This window comes from Microbacterium sp., from assembly GCF_036566905.1.
Taxonomy (GTDB): Bacteria; Actinomycetota; Actinomycetes; order Actinomycetales; family Microbacteriaceae; genus Microbacterium.
In genome coordinates this window covers 1-17,089 of the sequence record NZ_DATCVK010000078.1, presented here as the reverse complement: position 1 = coordinate 17,089, position 17,089 = coordinate 1, and the positions used below count along the sequence as shown (strand labels likewise).

The 17,089-nt window shown below is 71.1% G+C and carries 18 protein-coding genes and 1 rRNA gene; 1 reads left to right on the top strand and 18 read right to left on the bottom strand.

Annotated elements, in window-relative coordinates; translation table 11 throughout:
• The 17 genes from VIP82_RS06395 to VIP82_RS06315 all read right to left on the bottom strand — a co-directional run.
• Positions 1-675, bottom strand: a 675-nt coding sequence (locus VIP82_RS06395) for a GTPase (protein WP_331906785.1), incomplete at its 3' end; no start/stop codon positions are given.
• Position 676: 1 nt separating this feature from the next.
• A complete protein-coding gene (gene cmk, locus VIP82_RS06390) occupies positions 677-1,444 on the bottom strand; it encodes a (d)CMP kinase (protein ID WP_331906783.1) in 768 nt (255 codons plus the stop codon).
• Positions 1,437-2,579, bottom strand: coding sequence for a prephenate dehydrogenase (locus tag VIP82_RS06385; protein WP_414684620.1), 1,143 nt, complete (start codon positions 2,577-2,579; stop codon positions 1,437-1,439). Before VIP82_RS06385 ends, cmk begins: the two co-directional genes overlap by 8 nt.
• A gap of 34 nt (positions 2,580-2,613) precedes the next feature.
• Entirely contained in the window at positions 2,614-3,447 is an 834-nt protein-coding gene (locus VIP82_RS06380; protein WP_331906781.1) for a pseudouridine synthase, read from the bottom strand.
• Positions 3,444-4,043 (bottom strand): SMC-Scp complex subunit ScpB, encoded by a 600-nt coding sequence (scpB, locus tag VIP82_RS06375; protein WP_331906779.1) that lies wholly within the window; start codon positions 4,041-4,043, stop codon positions 3,444-3,446. Before scpB ends, VIP82_RS06380 begins: the two co-directional genes overlap by 4 nt.
• On the bottom strand, positions 4,033-4,827 hold the full coding sequence (locus VIP82_RS06370; RefSeq protein WP_331906789.1) for a segregation and condensation protein A: 795 nt from the start codon (positions 4,825-4,827) through the stop codon (positions 4,033-4,035). The genes scpB and VIP82_RS06370 overlap by 11 nt, the downstream gene beginning before the upstream one ends.
• Before the next feature lie 112 nt (positions 4,828-4,939).
• Positions 4,940-5,830, bottom strand: a complete 891-nt coding sequence (locus VIP82_RS06365; protein ID WP_331906777.1) for a ParA family protein — start codon at positions 5,828-5,830, stop codon at positions 4,940-4,942.
• Between the two features lie 128 nt (positions 5,831-5,958).
• Positions 5,959-6,477, bottom strand: coding sequence for a septum formation family protein (locus tag VIP82_RS06360; RefSeq protein WP_331906775.1), 519 nt, complete (start codon positions 6,475-6,477; stop codon positions 5,959-5,961).
• 86 nt (positions 6,478-6,563) lie between these two features.
• The gene (xerD, locus tag VIP82_RS06355; protein ID WP_331906773.1) at positions 6,564-7,514 is read right to left on the bottom strand and encodes a site-specific tyrosine recombinase XerD; all 951 of its coding nucleotides are present in this window, start codon (positions 7,512-7,514) and stop codon (positions 6,564-6,566) included.
• Positions 7,515-7,531: 17 nt separating this feature from the next.
• On the bottom strand, positions 7,532-8,185 hold the full coding sequence (locus VIP82_RS06350) for an NUDIX domain-containing protein (protein ID WP_331906771.1): 654 nt from the start codon (positions 8,183-8,185) through the stop codon (positions 7,532-7,534).
• Entirely contained in the window at positions 8,166-9,881 is a 1,716-nt protein-coding gene (gene pyrG, locus VIP82_RS06345; RefSeq protein WP_331906787.1) for a CTP synthase, read from the bottom strand. Before pyrG ends, VIP82_RS06350 begins: the two co-directional genes overlap by 20 nt.
• Positions 9,882-9,961: 80 nt before the next feature.
• Positions 9,962-11,653 (bottom strand): DNA repair protein RecN, encoded by a 1,692-nt coding sequence (gene recN / locus VIP82_RS06340; protein ID WP_331906769.1) that lies wholly within the window; start codon positions 11,651-11,653, stop codon positions 9,962-9,964.
• Positions 11,650-12,639 (bottom strand): NAD kinase, encoded by a 990-nt coding sequence (locus VIP82_RS06335; RefSeq protein ID WP_331906767.1) that lies wholly within the window; start codon positions 12,637-12,639, stop codon positions 11,650-11,652. Before VIP82_RS06335 ends, recN begins: the two co-directional genes overlap by 4 nt.
• Positions 12,636-13,436 carry a TlyA family RNA methyltransferase gene (locus tag VIP82_RS06330; protein WP_331906765.1) on the bottom strand — a complete coding sequence of 267 codons (801 nt, stop codon included), beginning with the start codon at positions 13,434-13,436 and terminating at the stop codon, positions 12,636-12,638. The genes VIP82_RS06335 and VIP82_RS06330 overlap by 4 nt, the downstream gene beginning before the upstream one ends.
• Positions 13,433-13,591, bottom strand: coding sequence for a hypothetical protein (locus VIP82_RS06325; RefSeq protein WP_331906763.1), 159 nt, complete (start codon positions 13,589-13,591; stop codon positions 13,433-13,435). The genes VIP82_RS06330 and VIP82_RS06325 overlap by 4 nt, the downstream gene beginning before the upstream one ends.
• A 59-nt stretch (positions 13,592-13,650) precedes the next feature.
• Positions 13,651-14,688, bottom strand: coding sequence for an HAD-IIA family hydrolase (locus VIP82_RS06320; protein WP_331906761.1), 1,038 nt, complete (start codon positions 14,686-14,688; stop codon positions 13,651-13,653).
• Complete coding sequence (locus VIP82_RS06315; protein ID WP_331906759.1) at positions 14,688-15,614, bottom strand: tetratricopeptide repeat protein; 927 nt, start codon at positions 15,612-15,614, stop codon at positions 14,688-14,690. The genes VIP82_RS06320 and VIP82_RS06315 overlap by 1 nt, the downstream gene beginning before the upstream one ends.
• 6 nt (positions 15,615-15,620) lie before the next feature.
• Between VIP82_RS06315 and VIP82_RS06310 the strand changes: the two genes are divergently transcribed.
• Positions 15,621-16,952 carry a hypothetical protein gene (locus tag VIP82_RS06310; RefSeq protein WP_331906757.1) on the top strand — a complete coding sequence of 444 codons (1,332 nt, stop codon included), beginning with the start codon at positions 15,621-15,623 and terminating at the stop codon, positions 16,950-16,952.
• Between the two features lie 45 nt (positions 16,953-16,997).
• Here the strand turns inward: VIP82_RS06310 and rrf are convergent.
• Positions 16,998-17,089 (bottom strand): 5S ribosomal RNA (rrf, locus tag VIP82_RS06305); the annotation flags it as partial.

The following is a 17,089-nucleotide window of genomic DNA, read 5'->3' as shown; positions in this document are numbered from 1 at the left end:
GAGCATGTCGGCGACGCCGCGACCGTGCAGGGCAGAGACCGGGTGCGGCTCGCCGAGACCGAGGTTCCAGAGCGCAGCGGCTTCGGGCTCCTGGCGTGCGTCGTCGACCTTGTTGGCGACGAGGAACACCGGCTTCTTCGTCTTGCGCAGCAGCCGCACGACATGCTCGTCGGTCGCGGTCGCCCCGACCGTGGCGTCGACCACGAAGAGCACCACGTCGGACAGGTCGATGGCGACCTCGGCCTGCGCGGCGACGGACGCGTCGATGCCCTTGGCGTCGGGCTCCCACCCGCCGGTGTCGACGATCGTGAACCGGCGATCCATCCACTCCGCCTTGTACGTGACACGGTCGCGCGTGACGCCCGGGGTGTCCTCGACGACGGCCTCGCGGCGGCCGAGGATGCGGTTCACCAGGGCGGACTTGCCGACGTTCGGCCGGCCGACGATGGCGACGACGGGCAGCGCCGGGAGGAACTCGATGCCGTCCTCGCCGCGCACCAGCCCTTCGAGGAGCTCGGCATCCTCCGGGTCGAGGTCGTAGTCCTCGAGGCCGGCGCGCAGGGCTGCGGCACGCTGCTCGGCCAGGTCGTCGTCGAGCGCGGCGAGGTTCTCGGCGAGGTGGTCGTCGCCGGTGTCTTCGAACTCGTCGAAGTCGGTGGAGTTGTCAGCGGCCATCTCAGGCTCCTGTCTGCAGTGGGTCGACCGCGGAGGTGCCCTGGATCATCGGGGCCGGCTGCGCCGCCCGGATCACGCCGAGCACGGCGTCCACGGTCTGGTCGAAATCGAGGTGGGTCGAGTCGACGACGTCGACGCCGGGTGCGGCGGTGAGGAAGTCGACGACGGCGGAGTCCGAGGCGTCGCGCCGGTGGAGCGCGGCCGCGACGGCCGCGGCATCCTGAGTCGTCACCTCGGCGCTCCGACGAGCCGCGCGCACCTCGGGTGCCGCGGTCAGGAGGATGCGCACGGGGGCGTCGGGCGCGACGACCGTCGTGATGTCACGGCCTTCGACGACGACACCCGGACGCCCGGATGCCGCTACCAGCGCGCGGAACATGCGGTTGACGGACTCGCGCACGGCGGGTACGCGGGCGACGCCGCTCACGGCGTCCGACACCCGGGGCTCGCGGATCGCTTCGGTCACGTCGGCCGCGCCGACACGCACCCAGTACGCATCGGGATCCAGCGAGATCGCGTAGTCGAAGTCGCCGGTGACGTCGAGGACGGATGCCGCATCCGACGTGTCGGTGCCACGCTCGAGGGCGTGCCACGCGAGTGCGCGGTAGGCGGCGCCGGTGTCGAGGTAGCCGTAACCGAGACGGCGGGCGACCTGCTTCGAGACGCTCGACTTGCCGCTGCCGGCGGGCCCGTCGATGGCGACGACGACGACGTCGGCTGCACCGGCGCTCGCGTCCCCGGCCGTCGAGGGGGTCGCGGGGTCAGTCATTGGTGGTGCTCGCAATCTTCCAGCCGCGCGACTCGAGGCCGTCGACGGCCCGGCGCACGGCGCTCGGGACGACGCTGATCTCGGCGAGGCCGAACTGGGCGCCCGGCGAGTGCTCGAGGCGCAGGTCTTCGACGTTCACGCCGAGCTCGCCGAGCTCGCCGAACAGGCGGCCGAGCTGGCCGGGGGTGTCGTCGACCATGACGACGACCTGCTCGAAGCGGCGGTTCTGGCCGTGCTTGCCGGGCAGCCGCTCGACGCCGTCGTTGCCGCGCCGGATCGTGTCGGCGACGGCGCGGCGCGAGCCGGGGGCGTCGGGGGCGCGCAGCGCGTCGGCGACGGCTGTCAGGTCCGCCGCCAGGAGGTCGAGCACGTCCACGACCGGCGCCGCGTTCGCGCCGAGGATCTGCACCCACAGCTCGGGGGCGGATGCCGCGATGCGGGTCGTGTCGCGCACGCCCTGGCCCGCGAGGCGCAGCGACCCGTCGGGGGCGTCGACGAAGCGACCGGCGAGGAGGCTGGCGACCAACTGCGGCACGTGCGAGACGAGCGCGACCGCGCGGTCGTGGTCTTCGGGACTCATCTCGAGCGGCGTCGCGCCGAGATCGAGCGCCAGGCCCTCCACGAGGGCCAGGTCGGCCGACGGCGTCTCCTCGTCGCGGCACACCACCCACGGCCGCCCGACGAAGATGTCGGCGCGCGCCGAGATCGCTCCCCCGCGCTCGCGTCCGGCCAGAGGATGAGAGCCGATGTAGTGCGTGAGGTCGACGCCGCGTTCACGGAGCGTGCGGAGGGGCTCGAGCTTGACGCTCGCGACATCCGTCACGACGGCGCGCGGGTAGCGGGCGAGCTCGCGCTGGATGACGTCCGCCGTGACGTCCGGCGGCACGGCGACGACGACGAGGGACGGCTGGTCGGAGTCGGTGGCGTGCCGGCCCGCCCCGTAGTCGACGGCCAGGCGCAGCTGCGACGGCGAGGTGTCGTCCAGTGCCACGTCGACGCCCCGGGCGGTCAGCGCGTGACCGATGCTGGCGCCGAGAAGGCCTGCGCCGACGATCCGCACCGTGCCCTGCACGCGCGGAGCGAGCGCGGACTCTCCGGCGCGCTCGCGCGCCGAGGTCGGCCTCGTGTCGGTCACTTGCGTCTCCTGTTCGCCCCGCAGGGAGAGATCTTCACTCCGCGGACGGATCGCCATCGCGGGTATCGGGCGCGTCCTCCGCCGGCGTGGAAGAAGTCGCACTGCGCGCGAGAGTCAGCAGAGCGCCCTGCTCCACTTTAGTCAACTCGCGGGCGCGCCCGGCTGGCAGGGTTCCCAGGTGGAGCGGCCCGAACTGCCGGCGCACGAGCTCGACGACCGGATGCCCGACCGCGGCCATCATGCGGCGCACGATCCGGTTGCGCCCCGAGTGGAGGGTGAGCTCCACGAGCGACCCGCCGCCTTCGGCCGACGACGACAGCAGCCGGGCCTTGTCGGCGGCGATCGGGCCGTCCTCGAGCTCGACGCCGCGCACGAGCTTCTGAATGGTCTGCGGCGTCACCCGTCCGTCCACCTTCGCGATGTACACCTTGGTGACGCCGAACGACGGGTGGGCGAGCACGTGCGCCAGCTCGCCGTCGTTCGTGAGGACCAGCAGCCCGCTCGTCTCGGCATCCAATCGCCCCACGTTGTAGAGCCGCTCGTCCCAGTCCTTCGTGAAACGACGCAGGTCGGGGCGACCGCGGTCGTCCTTCATAGAGCTCACCACGCCGGTGGGCTTGTTGAGCATGACGTAGCGCTTGGACTGGTCGAGCTGCACGGCGGTGCCGTCGACGTCGACCAGGTCGTTCTCGGGATCGATGCGCGAGCCGAGCTCGGTGACGACCTCGCCGTTGACGCGCACCCGGCCCGCGACGATGAGGTCCTCGGCGACCCTCCGCGATGCGACCCCCGCGTTCGCCAGCACCTTCTGCAGGCGGACGCCCTCAGTGGATTCCGCGCCCGGTCCCTGTGATGCTCCGCCGGTCATCGACGTATCCCTTCGTCCAGGCTGTCGCCGACTTCGTCCGCCCCGTCCAGCAGCGGCGAGATGTGCGGCAGCTCGTCCAGTGAATTGATGCCGAGGTGCACGAGCAGTGCGTCCGTCGTGCCGTAGTTGATGGCGCCGGTCTCGGCATCCGCGAAGAGTTCGGTGATGAGCCCCCGCGCGAGCAGCGTCCGCACGACCGAGTCCACGTTCACCGCGCGGATCGACGCGACCTGGCTGCGGGTGACCGGCTGCTTGTAGGCGATCACGGCGAGCGTCTCGAGCGCGGCCTGCGACAGCCGCGACGGCGCCTGGCCGCCGACGAACTCGCTGACGAGGTCGTCGAGCTCCTCGCGGACGTACAGGCGCCAGCCGCCGCCGACCTCGCGCAGCTCGAAGCCGCGCACCGGCCCGCCCGACTTGCCGTCGTAGTCGTCGACGAGCGTCTCGATCGCCTGCCGCACCGCGGGCACGGGCGCACCGACGGCGGCCGCGAGGCTCACCAGGCTCTGCGGCTCCTCGACGATCAGCAGGATCGCCTCGAGCCGCCGCGCGACGTCCGTCGTGATCGGGGTGTTCGGCACAGCATCATCGGTCATAGTCGGCTCCCAAAGTGGCGAGGTTCTCGTCGCTCCAGCGCTGCGCGCTCCAGCGGAGGGTCAGCTCGCCGAGCGGCTCGAGCTGTTCGAAGGACAGTGCGGCGTGGCGATACAGCTCCAGCACCGACAGGAATCGCGCCACGACGACACCCGGCTGCCCGACGCCCGCGATGAGCTCGCGGAACGTCAGGGATCCGGCATCCCGCAGCAGAGTCACCACGATCGCGGCCTGCTCGCGGATGCTGACCAGCGGCGCGTGCAGATGGTCGAAGCCGATGCGCGGGATCTCTTTCGGGGTCATCGCCAGGAGCGCGAGGGCCGCGAAATCGTCGGGGCTCAGCGACCAGACCAGCTCCGGCACGGCCTGCCGGTACTTCTCGTCGAGCCGGACTGACCGCGTGTGGCGCACGCCCTCGCGGCGGAGGCAGCGCTCGAACCACGCCGACACCTCCTTGAACGCGCGGTACTGCAGCAGTCGCGCGAACAGCAGGTCGCGCGCCTCGAGCAGGGCGACGGATTCGGCATCCACCAGCTCGCCCTGGGGCAGGAGCCCCGCCACCTTCATGTCGAGGAGGGTCGCAGCGACCACGAGGAACTCGGACGCCTCGTCCAGGTCCTCGTCGGGACCCAGATCGCGCAGGTAGGCGATGAACTCGTTCGTCACCAGCGACAGCGACACCTCGGTGATGTCGAGCTCGTGCTTCGAGATCAGCGTCAGCAGCAGGTCGAACGGTCCGTCGAAGTTCGCCAGCGCGACGCGGAATCCCTGGCCCGGGTCGGCCATCGCCTCTGTCGCCGGCACCGTCGCCGGCACGGAGTCTTCGACAGCGGACGACGCGGAGTCTTCGAGCGCGGGCGCGGCGCCCTCGCCGTTCGCGGGTGAGCCTGTCGAGGCCTCAGGCGACAGCGCCACGGGCGACCAGCTCTCGCGCCAGCCGCAGGTAAGCCTGCGCGGCAGCGTGCTCCGGTGCGAATTCGGTGATCGGCATGCCCGAGACCGAGGCATCCGGGAACTTGACGGTGCGGCCGATGACCGTCTCGAGGACGTCGTCGCCGAACGCATCGACCACGCGCTCGAGCACCTCGCGCGAGTGAAGGGTGCGCGCGTCGTACATCGTCGCGAGCACGCCGTCGAGCGTGATCGTCGGGTTGAGGCGGTCCCGCACCTTGTCGATCGTCTCGATCAGCATCGCGACACCGCGCAGCGCGAAGAACTCGCACTCGAGCGGGATGACCACGCCGTGGCTGGCGGTGAGCGCGTTGACGGTCAGCAGGCCCAGCGACGGCTGGCAGTCGATGAGCACGACGTCGTAGTCGGCGGACACCTTGCGCAGTGCGCGCGACAACGTCTGCTCGCGCGCGACCTCGTTGACGAGGTGGACCTCGGCGGCCGACAGGTCGATGTTGGCCGGGATCACGTCGAGGTTCTCGACGCGCGTGTGGACGACGACGTCGTGCGGGTCGCGCTTGCCGTCGAGCAGCAGGTCGTAGATCGTCGGGATCTCGTGCGTCTGGATGCCGAGACCGGCCGACAGCGCACCCTGCGGATCGAAGTCGACCGCGAGGACCTTGCGCCCGTAGCTGGCGAGCGCGGCGGCGAGGTTGATGGTGGTCGTCGTCTTGCCGACGCCGCCCTTCTGGTTGCAGAGGGCGATGATGCGAGCAGGACCGTGCCCGTCGAGCTTGGGCGGAGTGGGGAAGCCCTGGTAGGGACGCCCGGTAGGCCCGATGGGAACCTCGGACTCCGAGGCCTTCCCCGATCTGGTCTTCGCCGTACTGTCAGCCACCGTGCTCCCGCTTCCTCGTGCTCGCTCGATCCTAGTGGCCACTAGGCGAATCCTTCAGCAAAGCGCCGCGGCAGCGGGACATGCGTGCGTCGCGGCGCCCCCGCAGAGCGCGGGCGCCGCGACGTCGATCAGCGCGCGGCGCCGGCGAGCGTGCCGGTCAGCTTCGCGCCCGACGGATCCCACGCGATGCACAGCACCTCGCGGTCGCCGCTCTCCCACGACCCGGTCGTCGGGTACATCGGCCAGTAGTCGAGCGTCGACGACTCGTACGCCAGGCCGATGAACGTCCCGAACTCCGCGATGCAGGTGGTGTCGGCATCCGCGATGATGGCGTCCTCGCCCGGGTACTCGCCGTCCGCCAGCGAGTACGAGTAGAAGACCTCGTCGTCGTGCGGCTCGTCGCACGGCACGACGGGCACGTCGCTCACCTCTTCTGTCGTGTCCATGTCCGCGGTGTTGAGGCAGTCGCCGACGCGGATGGCGAACACGTCCGCGTTGTCCACCTGCTCGGTCACCTCGCCGGTCTCGGCGTCGCGTACCGGCTGTGACGACGGCAGGAACTGGTCGATGATCGAGCAGCCGCTGAGCGAGACGGCCGCCGCCACGACGACGGCAGCCAGCGAGATGCGGGCACGTCTGTTGTTCATTCGATCCCCCGGAGATCGTTGGTCCGCCCCGGTGGCGGATCCCCAATCGCACAGTCTGGCGGACTTTCGAACTCCGTGAGAAATCTTTAACGTGCTCGCGGATGCGACGTGGCGTAGACGTCGCGCAGCGCGTCGACCGACACGTACGTGTAGATCTGCGTCGTCGCCACGGAGGCATGACCGAGGAGTTCCTGCACGACGCGCACGTCGGCGCCGCCCTGCAGGAGGTGGGTGGCGAACGAGTGGCGCAGCGTATGGGGCGAGACGTGCGCGGTGAGGTGGGCGCGCTCGGCCGCGGACTGGATGATCAGCCACGCGCTCTGGCGCGACAGCGGAGCGCCCCGCGCCCCGAGGAACAGCTTCGGCGTCGCGCGTCCGCGGAGCGACAGCTCGGGACGGGCACGGGTGAGATAGGCGTCGACGGCGGCGCGCGCATACGAGCCGACCGGCACGATCCGCTCCTTCGAGCCCTTGCCGCGCACGCGCAGCACGTCCCCGTGCGCGACGTCGTCGACGTCGAGCTGCACGATCTCCGACACCCTGGCCCCGGTCGCGTACAGCAGTTCCAGGAGGGCCCGATCGCGCGTCGCGAGCAGGTCGCCCGGCGCCCCGCCTGCGGTGCCCGCCAGGTCGGCGTCGGTCGACGGCGCCGGGCCGGAGGCATCCAGCAGCGACTCGACCTGCTCGATGGTGAGCGCCTTCGGAAGCCGTCGCGCCTGTTTCGGCGGACGAAGGTTCAACGACGGATCAGCCGGCTCGATGCCCTCGCGCGCCAGGAAGCGGTGCAGCCCCCGCACCGACGACTGCAGGCGCGCCAGCGACGATGCCGCGATCGGCGGCTGCCCGGCCGCCTTGTCGGCGATGAAGCTGGCCAGCGTCACCGAGGTGACCGCGGCCGTGTCGTCGATGCCCTGCTCGCGCAGCCACTCCGCGTAGCCGGCGAGATCGCGCCGGTACGCTGCGACCGTGTTCTCCGACAGACCGCGTTCGATCGCGACGTGGCGCAGGTAGGCGTCGACCGCGCGATCGATCCTCATATCAGGCCGTCTTCATCTCAGGCGCCCGCGCCCTCCTTCGCGCCGCGGAGCCGCTCCGCGGCGGAGAGCACGCCGACGGTGAGGATGCCGTTGCGCAGCCGCCCGGCGAAGATGCCGGCCACGGCGTCGGCGAGCGGCACCCACTCGAGGCGGATGTCGGCCTCCTCGTCCTCGCGCGCGTGCACGTCGTCGGCGGGCGTCAGGTCGCGGGCGAGGAACAGGTGGACGATCTCATCGTTCCCGCCGGGCGTCGTGAAGATGCTCACCAGCGGCTCCCACGACGAGGCGACCAGATCGGCCTCTTCCGCGAGTTCGCGGCGGGCCGTCTCGAGCGGCGACTCCCCCGCGATGTCGAGCAGCCCCGCCGGGATCTCCCAGTCGCGCAGGCGGATCGGATGCCGGTACTGCTGGATCAGCAGGACCCGGCCGTCGTCGTCCACCGCGACGACGGCGGCCGCCCCCGGATGATCCACGTACTGGCGCACGATCTGCCCGTCGCCGTAGGCGACGGTGTCGCTGCGCACGTCCCACACCCGGCCCTCGTAGACCAGCTCGCTCTCGAGGATCGCGGCGTCGACGGGCTCATCCGCGAGCAGCGCCGGTGTGGGCGTGGTGGTGGCGCCGGGCTGCGGCATCCGCTCGTCCGTCACGTCACCGCCCCGCGAGCTCATCGAACGGCTCGACCTCGAAGAGCTCGCTCGCGCGGTGGCGCTCGAGCGCCGCGCCCACCAGTCCGCGGAACAGCGGGTTGGCGTCCGTGGGGCGCGAGCGCAGCTCGGGGTGCGCCTGGGTCGCGATGTAGTACGGGTGGACGTCGCGCGGCAGCTCGACGTACTCGACGAGGTTGAGATCGGGGTTGATGCCCGAGAACACGAGCCCGGCCTCGGCGATCCGGTCGCGGTAGCGGTTGTTGACCTCGTAACGGTGGCGGTGGCGCTCCGAGGCGCGCGTCGTGCCGTACACCTCGGCCGCGATCGAGCCCTCGGTGAGGTCGGCCGGGTAGAGGCCGAGGCGCATCGTACCGCCGAGGTCGCCGTGGTCGAGGATGTCGACCTGCTCCTCCATCGTCGCGATCACGGGGTGCTCGGTGTCGGGGTCGAACTCGCTCGACGACGCGTCGGCGATGCCGGCGACGTGACGCGCGTACTCGATGACGATGCACTGCAGGCCGAGGCAGATGCCGAGCGTCGGGATGCCCTGCTCGCGCGCGAACTTCAGCGCCCCGATCTTGCCCTCGATGCCGCGGATGCCGAACCCGCCCGGGATCACGATGCCGTCGAGCGGGGCGAGCGCCTTGGCCGCACCATCGGGCGTCTCGCACTCGTCGGACGGGATCCAGCGGATGTTGACGTGCGTCTCCTGCGCGAACCCGCCCGCCTTGAGCGCCTCGGTCACCGAGAGGTAGGCGTCCGGCAGATCGATGTACTTGCCGACCAGGCCGATCGTGACCTCGTGCTTCGGGTTGTGCACGGCGCTGAGCACGCGCTCCCAGCGCGACCAGTCGACGTCGGCCGCCTTCGAGAGGCCGAGGGTGCGGACGATGTACTCGTCGAGGCCCTGCTCGTTCAGCATCGATGGGATGTCGTAGATGCTCGGCACGTCGACCGCGTTCACCACGGCGCCCTCGTCGACGTCGCACATCAGCGCGATCTTGCGCTTGTTGGACTCGGTCACAGGGCGGTCGCTGCGCAGCACGAGCGCGTCGGGCTGGATGCCGATGGAGCGCAGCGCCGCCACCGAGTGCTGGGTGGGCTTGGTCTTCTGCTCACCGGACGCGCCCATGAACGGGACGAGCGACACGTGCACGAAGAAGACGTTGCTGCGGCCGAGCTCATGACGGATCTGGCGAGCCGACTCGATGAACGGCTGCGACTCGATGTCGCCGACGGTGCCGCCGATCTCGGTGATGATGACGTCGGGCTTCGGCGTCGCGTCGGCCTGCAGCCGCATGCGGCGCTTGATCTCATCGGTGATGTGCGGGATCACCTGCACGGTGTCGCCCAGGTACTCGCCGCGGCGCTCCTTCGCGATCACCTGCGAGTAGATCTGGCCCGTCGTGACGTTCGCCGCCTGGCTCAGCTCGATGTCGAGGAACCGCTCGTAGTGGCCGATGTCGAGATCGGTCTCGGCGCCGTCGTCGGTCACGAAGACCTCGCCGTGCTGGAACGGGTTCATCGTGCCCGGATCCACGTTCAGGTAAGGGTCGAGCTTCTGCATCACAACGTGCAGACCGCGCGCCGTGAGGAGGTTCCCGAGGCTCGCGGCGGTGAGGCCCTTGCCCAAAGAGGAGACGACACCACCCGTCACGAAGATGTGCTTGGTGGTGTCGTTCGAACTGTCGCCGCGGGAAGAACCAGAAGTCTGCATCACGGGCTTTTATCCTATCAGGCAAGTATTTCGATGAGCTCCGCGGAAGCTGAGGACACGCGGAGGCGGGGCGGAGAATCTCAGTCGACCTCGGTGCGCAAGCTCAGCAACTCGCGGGCGTGCGTCAGTGCGGCATCCGAGTCGGGCATGCCCGACAGCAGACGGGCCATCTCAGCTTCGCGATCGGCTCCTTCGAGACGGCGGACATCGGATGCCGTCACCGAGCCGTCGTTCGCCTTCACGACGGTCAGGTGGTTGGCGGCGAACGCCGCGACCTGCGCGAGATGGGTGACGGCGATCACCTGCGAGGACTCCGACAGGCGGGCGAGTCGCCGGCCCACCTCGATCGCCGCGGCGCCGCCGATGCCGGCATCCACCTCGTCGAAGACGAACGTCGGCACCGGGTCGACGGCGGCGATGACGACCTCGATCGCGAGCATCACGCGGCTCAGCTCTCCCCCGCTCGCGCCGCGCGACACCGCGCGCGGCTCGGCACCCGGGTGCGGGGCCAGCAGGATCGCGACGTCGTCGCGCCCCGACGCCGTCTCGGCGCCGGCGGTGACCGCGACCTCGAGGCGGGCATCGGGCATCGCGAGGGCACGCAGCTCGGCCGTGACGGCGGAACCCAGACGCGCCGCCGCCTCGGTCCTCGCTGCGGTGAGCACGGCGGCAGTCTCGTCGAGAGCGGCGGCCGCGGCATCCCGCTCGTCGGTCAGCCGTTCGATCCGGCCGGAGTCGTCGTCCAGCTCCGCGAGGCGCGACGAGCCGGTGTCGAGCAGGTCGATCGCAGCGTCGAGCGTGCCGTGAGCGCGCACGAGCCCCGCCAGCACCGCGCGACGCTCCTCGACGGCGGCGAGCTCATGCGGCCCCGACTCGTCGAGATCTGCGAGATAGCCGGCGAGTGCGGCGGCCACGTCGGCGACGCGATAGCCCAGGTCGGCCAGCTGACCCGCGAGCTCCTCGAGCACCGGATCGTGCACGCGCTCGAGAACGCGTCGGGACTCCGCCAGCAGCGTGGCGGCGTCGGGCTCGTCACCCTCGCCCGACAACCCGTCATGGGCTGTCGCGGCGGCGACCCGCAGCTCCTCGGCGTTCGCCAGGCGCTCGGCGCGGGCGGCGAGCTCGGTGTCTTCCCCCGGCTGTGGAGCCGCCTGCTCGATCTCTGCCAGCTGCGCCCGCAGGTCCTCGGCCTCGCGGGCACGCGCGTCGCGATCGTCGGTGAGCTGCGACAGCTCGCGGTCGATCGCGCGCCAGTGCTCGAACGCCCGCCGGTAAGCGTCGCGTGCGGTGTGGACGGCCTCGCCACCGAACCTGTCGAGCGCGTCGCGCTGCGCCGCCGCCGAGCGCAGACGCAGCTGGTCGGACTGTCCGTGCACCACCACGAGCTCGTCGGCGAGGTCGGCGAGCACACCGGCCGGCGCGGCGCGTCCGCCGACGGAGGCCCGGCCGCGCCCCTCGCTCGAGATCGAGCGGCCGATGTAGAGCTCGGCGCGGCCGCCGCCGATGGGCTCGACGTCGCCGCCGGCCTCGCGCACGCGCGCGGCGACGCGTCCGTCCTCGGGCACGATCCACACGCCGTCCACCGTGGCCTGCGAAGCTCCGGCGCGCACGGCGCCGGAGTCGGCGCGCTGGCCGAGCAGCAGACCCAGGCCGGTGACGACCATCGTCTTACCCGCGCCGGTCTCCCCCGTGATCGCGGTGAAGCCCGCGCCGATGGGCAGCGTCGCCTCGGCGATCACGCCGAGATCGCGCAGGCGCATCTCCTCGATCACGGCGCGACCTCGGATGAGACGGGCAGCACGCCGGTGATCGCGGCCGGCCCGCGCCAGCCCTCGACCGGAAGGCGGAACTTGCGCACGAGACGATCGGTGAACTGCGCGGGATGCAGGCGCGCCAGGCGCACCGGACGATCGGAGCGACGCACCACTACGCGCGCGCCGGGCGGCAGGTCGTGCGACCGGCGGCCGTCGCACCACAGGATGCCCGTGCCGTTCGTGCGCTCGAGCACCTCGATCGCCACCGAGTGCTCCGGGCCCACCACGAGCGGCTTGGCGAAGAGCGCGTGCGCCGACAGCGGCACAACGGCGATCGCCTCGACGGTCGGCCAGATGACCGGGCCTCCCGCGGAGAAGTTGTAGGCGGTCGAGCCGGTGGGGGTCGACACGACCATGCCGTCGCAGCCGAACGTCGACAGCGGACGCCCATCGATCTCGACCACGACCTCGAGCATGCGCTCGCGGCTGGCCTTCTCGACCGTCGCCTCGTTGAGCGCCCACGTCTCGTAGATCACGGAGTCGGCGGTGTCTTTGACCCGCACCTGGAGCGCCATGCGCTCCTCCACCTCGTACTCGCGGGCGATGACCCTGCGTACGGCCTCGTCCATGTCGTCGCGCTCGGTCTCGGCGAGGAATCCGACGTGGCCCATGTTGATGCCGAGCACCGGAGCGCGTCCGTCTCGCACCAGCTCGGCGGCGCGCAGGATGGTGCCGTCACCTCCCAGTACGATCGCGAGCTCGACGTCACCGACCGGCACATCGCGTCCGAGCAGCGCCACATCGCCGAGCGTGGAACCCGCGGCCAGCAGCTCCTCGGCGTCGTCGGGCGCGAACACCGGCCGCGCACCCGCCGTGCGCAGTGCGTCGACCACCCGCTCCGCGGCGGTGACCGTCTCGGCACGATGCGCGTGCGCGACCACCAGGATGCTGCGCTCGGTCTGCGCGTGAGCCTGCGTGTCGTGCGGTGCGTCGGCGTTGTTCATCGGCTCCCCGCCAGTCGGTTCACAGTGCCTGACCATTCTGTCGGATTGCTCCCCCGTCCCGGCGCGAGGTGGGCGATGAACTCGGAATTGCCGTGCGTACCCGCGATCGGGGAGGAGACGATGCCGCACGTGCCGAGTCCTGCGTCCCACGCCGACCAGAGCACCCGGGCGACGGCGTCGGCGCGCAGCACCGGGTTGGTGACCAGACCGCCCTTCACCGCGGTGCGCCCCACCTCGAACTGAGGCTTCACGAGGAGCACCAGATCAGCATCGGATGCCGCCACCGCGGTCGCCGCCGGCAGCACGTGGGACAGCGAGATGAACGACAGGTCGCCCGTGATCACCGACGGTGCCGCCGCCACGCCGCTCGCTTCGGCGAGCGAGTCGGGCGTCATGTAGCGGACGTTGAACCCTTCGATCGAGACGACGCCGGGGTCGTCGGCGATGGGCGCCGCGAGCTGTCCGTGCCCGACATCCACCGCGATCACGGGCTCGGCGCCGCGTTCGCGGAGCACCTGAGTGAACCCGCCCGTGGAAGCGCCCATGTCCAGCGCCACACGGCCGCGGACGTCGACGTCGAACGCGTCCAGTCCGGCGATCAGCTTGTGAGCCGCGCGGCTGACGTAGTGGTCGGCGCCGGCGACCTCGATCAGGCTGTCGTCGCCCACCGGCGTCGAGGCCTTCACCACGGGGCGGCCGTCGACGGACACCAGGCCCTCGGCGATGAGCGTCGCGGCGTGGGTGCGCGAGCGCGCGAGACCGCGGGCGGCGAGAGCGGCGTCGAGCCGGCTCGTCATGACGGGGAGCCGGGCGTCGCCTCGAGGCGACGGGCGAGCGTGTCGTGCAGCGTCTCGTACGCGTCGGCGCGCGTGGCCAGGGGCTGCGCCTCGATCACCTCGAGCGTCGACAGGAGGTCGCCGGTCTCGTCGTCGTGCGGGCTGGCGTGGTCCATGCCCCCCAGAATACGGGGGCGCCGCGACAGTCGACCGGATTCGACGCGGCCGTGACCGGTCAGGGCCGGTGGAACGGGTCGGCGTACAGCCGCTCGGGCACACGGAACCCGAAGATCGCACGACCGGTCGACCAGATGGCGGCGGCGCCCGCTCGCACCAGGTCGATCGCGCGGTCCCCCTCGCTGAGGATGCGGATGTCGGCACCGTGGATCGCCACGCGCGCGTCGCGCACGGTGGCGACGCCGTCCTTCACCTGCACCTCGGGATACGGCTCGTGAAGCTCGCGAAGATCGCCGAGGATGTAGGTCGGCCGCGAGCTCTCCGGCGCCGCCAGGACGTGCTTGGGCCTGTCCACGCCCGTCAGCACGAGCGCCGACGGGATGCCCGCGCGATTCGCACCGAGGATGTCGGTGTCCAGGCGGTCGCCCAGGAACAGGGGATGCCGCGCCTCGAACCGCGCGACGGCCTCCTGGAAGATGGGCGTCTCGGGCTTGCCGGCCACGGTCGCGAGCCGGCCCACCGCCGTGTGCACCGCGGACACGAGCGTGCCGTTGCCGGGAGCGATACCGCGTGACTGCGGGATCGTCCAGTCGGTGTTGGTGGCGACCCACGGGATGCCACCCTCCTCCTCGGGAGTCTTCAGCGCGAACGCCGCTTCGGCGAGCTGCGTCCACCCGACCTCGGGGGCGAACCCCTGTACGACGGCCGCAGGGGCGTCGTCGGCGCTGCGCGTGACGACGAAGCCCGCCTTCTCGACCTCGACCACGAGCCCGTCACCACCGACCACGAGCACGGTCGACCCGGGCGCGATCCTCTCGGCGAGCAGCCGCATCGCGGCCTGCGGGCTGGTGACGACATCACGCGGCGCGGTCTGCAGACCGAGCTCGCTCAGGTGCGCAGCCACCGACGCGTCGGTGCGCGCAGCGTTGTTCGTGATGTACGCCAGGGACCGGCCGTCCCGCGCGCGATTCAGACTCTCGACCGCGTGCGGCAGCGCGCCCGCGCCGGCGTAGACGACCCCGTCGAGGTCTGCGAGCACGACATCCACGCCGTCGAGCGGGGCGGGCGTCGCCGCCCGCCTCCCGAAGAGCGCCATCAGCGCCCGGCCTCGTCGGTGTCTGCGTCCGCCTCCGCATCCGCGCTTGCGGCAGCATCGGACTGCGGCTCGTCGACGCCCGCCTCTTCGAGGATCTCGGCGACCTCGTCAGCGACCGAGAACTCCTCCTGCGGGCTCAGCTCAGGCTCCGGCGTAGGCTCAGGCCCAGGCTCGGCAGCGGCCTCTGGTTCGTCCTCGTCCTCGGATTCGGGCTCGTCCTCGTCCTCGTCCTCGTCCTCGGGCTCGTCCTCGGCGACGTCGAGGGCATCGACCTCGCTGAACGATTCGTCCTCGACGTGATCCTCGTCCTCGACGTCATCGAGATCCTCGTCCTCGTCGAACGAGTCGTCCTCGTCGTCCTCCTCGAGGACCTCCTCGACGAGCACCGTCTCGAGATCGCCGAGACCGGTCGCCGCGTCGATCGCCTCTCCGGCGACCACGGCGCGGCGGTGCCACTGCTCCGCCTCGTCGGTACGTCCGAGCTCTTCGAGCACAGCGGCGCGCGCGGCGAACAGGCCCGGGCTCCACTCGAAGGCGCGATCGGGGTCGAGCTCGGGGATGTCGAGTTCCTGGAGAGCGCGCTCGGGCTCACCGAGGTCGAGACGAGCGCCCGACATCGCGATGGCCAGCTCCACCCGGACGGGAGTGTCCAGCGTGGCGCGGTCGACGGAGCGGCCCACCTCGAGGGCACGGTCGGCGCGCCCGACACCCCGCTCGCTGTCGACCATGAGTGCGATCTGGTCGTCGCGGCCCGAGATGCGCCGGTAGGTGCGCAGCTCGCGTAGCGCCAGAGCGAAGTCGCCGGTCGCGTAGGCGGTGATCGCGAGGGTCTCGCGGACGACCGCGATGCGCCCGGCCCGGCGGGATGCCGACAGCGCATGCTGGTGCGCCAGCGCGGGATCCTCGTCGATGAGCTCCGATGCCATCGCAAGGTGGCGCGCGACTTCGTCGGCGTTCTCCTTGCTCAGGGTCTTCAGCTCGTTGCGCGCAGCCGGCGGCAGGTCGCGCGCGGTGACGTCGTCGGGGATGAACGGGTCATCGTGGCGCGGACGGACCGGTCGGATCTCACCCTCGCGGACCTCGCGATCGGGGCGGTTCGCCCCGCCGCGGGTCGGGCGCGCGCTGCGCTCGTACGGCTTGCGGTCGCCACCATCACGCGGCGCGTAGGAACGCTCACCATCGCGGGGAGCGTAAGTGCGGTCGCCGTCACGCTTCTGATACGGCTTGCGGTCCCCGCCATCGCGCGGCGCGTACGTGCGGTCACCGTCACGCTTCTGATACGGCTTGCGCTCCCCGCCATCGCGCGGCGTAGAGGAACGCTCACCGTCACGGGGAGAATACGGGCGATCACCCTCACGCTTCTGATAGGGCTTCCGGTCGCCATCGCGGGGTGCGTAGGGGCGGTCGCCATCGCGCTTCTGATACGGCTTGCGGTCCCCGCCATCGCGGGGAACGTGGGGCCGGTCACCATCGCGCTTCTGGTACGGCTTCCGCTCCCCACCATCCCGAGGCGTGTGCGGGCGGTCGCCGTCACGCTTCTGATACGGCTTGCGGTCCCCGCCATCGCGGGGAGCGTAGGGCCGGTCACCATCGCGCTTCTGATACGGCTTGCGGTCCCCACCATCACGCGGCGGGTAGGAACGCTCACCATCGCGAGGAGCATAGGTGCGGTCGCCGTCACGCTTCTGATAGGGCTTCCGGTCGCCATCGCGCGGCGCGTACGGGCGGTCGCCGTCGCGCTTCTGGTACGGCTTGCGCTCCCCACCGTCGCGCGGCGCGTAAGAGCGCGCACCGTCGCGAGGAGCATACGGTCGATCACCCTCACGCTTCTGGTACGGCTTCCGCTCCCCACCATCGCGCGGCGCGTAGGAACGATCGCCGTCACGCTTCTGATACGGCTTGCGGTCCCCACCATCACGCGGCGAGTGAGAACGCGCACCATCACGAGGAGCGTAGGCACGGTCGCCGTCACGCTTCTGATACGGCTTACGGTCGCCTTCGCGAGGCGCGTACGGGCGATCACCCTCACGCTTCTGATACGGCTTCCGGTCACCGTCGCGGGACGCGTACGGGCGGTCACCGTCACGCTTCTGGTACGGCTTACGGTCGCCGTCACGCTTCTGGTACGGCTTGCGGTCGGCTCTTGCCGGCGACTGCTTCCCGTCGGATCGTTCGCTCGGCGCGCGTCTGTCGTCGCGCGGCTCCTGCTCTGCCATTCTTCGATCCTCCTGGATGCGGTCTGCGTCGGCAATCCACCCTGTTAACGCGCAATGGCCACCCCATCAGGGGTGGCCATTGCGTGAATGGGTGTCCGGCGGTGTCCTACTCTCCCACAGGGTCCCCCCTGCAGTACCATCGGCGCTGAGAGGCTTAGCTTCCGGGTTCGGAATGTGACCGGGCG

What these genes read in the sequence shown, in the direction of transcription:
- cmk (WP_331906783.1), bottom strand. Translation starts at nt 1,444, where the DNA reads ATGACTGACCCCGCGACCCCCTCGACGGCCGGGGACGCGAGCGCCGGT.
- VIP82_RS06380 (WP_331906781.1), bottom strand. Translation starts at nt 3,447, where the DNA reads ATGACCGGCGGAGCATCACAGGGACCGGGCGCGGAATCCACTGAGGGC.
- scpB (WP_331906779.1), bottom strand. Translation starts at nt 4,043, where the DNA reads ATGACCGATGATGCTGTGCCGAACACCCCGATCACGACGGACGTCGCG.
- VIP82_RS06370 (WP_331906789.1), bottom strand. Translation starts at nt 4,827, where the DNA reads ATGGCCGACCCGGGCCAGGGATTCCGCGTCGCGCTGGCGAACTTCGAC.
- VIP82_RS06360 (WP_331906775.1), bottom strand. Translation starts at nt 6,477, where the DNA reads ATGAACAACAGACGTGCCCGCATCTCGCTGGCTGCCGTCGTCGTGGCG.
- xerD (WP_331906773.1), bottom strand. Translation starts at nt 7,514, where the DNA reads ATGAGGATCGATCGCGCGGTCGACGCCTACCTGCGCCACGTCGCGATC.
- VIP82_RS06350 (WP_331906771.1), bottom strand. Translation starts at nt 8,185, where the DNA reads ATGAGCTCGCGGGGCGGTGACGTGACGGACGAGCGGATGCCGCAGCCC.
- pyrG (WP_331906787.1), bottom strand. Translation starts at nt 9,881, where the DNA reads ATGCAGACTTCTGGTTCTTCCCGCGGCGACAGTTCGAACGACACCACC.
- VIP82_RS06335 (WP_331906767.1), bottom strand. Translation starts at nt 12,639, where the DNA reads ATGAACAACGCCGACGCACCGCACGACACGCAGGCTCACGCGCAGACC.
- VIP82_RS06330 (WP_331906765.1), bottom strand. Translation starts at nt 13,436, where the DNA reads ATGACGAGCCGGCTCGACGCCGCTCTCGCCGCCCGCGGTCTCGCGCGC.
- VIP82_RS06325 (WP_331906763.1), bottom strand. Translation starts at nt 13,591, where the DNA reads ATGGACCACGCCAGCCCGCACGACGACGAGACCGGCGACCTCCTGTCG.
- VIP82_RS06320 (WP_331906761.1), bottom strand. Translation starts at nt 14,688, where the DNA reads ATGGCGCTCTTCGGGAGGCGGGCGGCGACGCCCGCCCCGCTCGACGGC.
- VIP82_RS06315 (WP_331906759.1), bottom strand. Translation starts at nt 15,614, where the DNA reads ATGGCATCGGAGCTCATCGACGAGGATCCCGCGCTGGCGCACCAGCAT.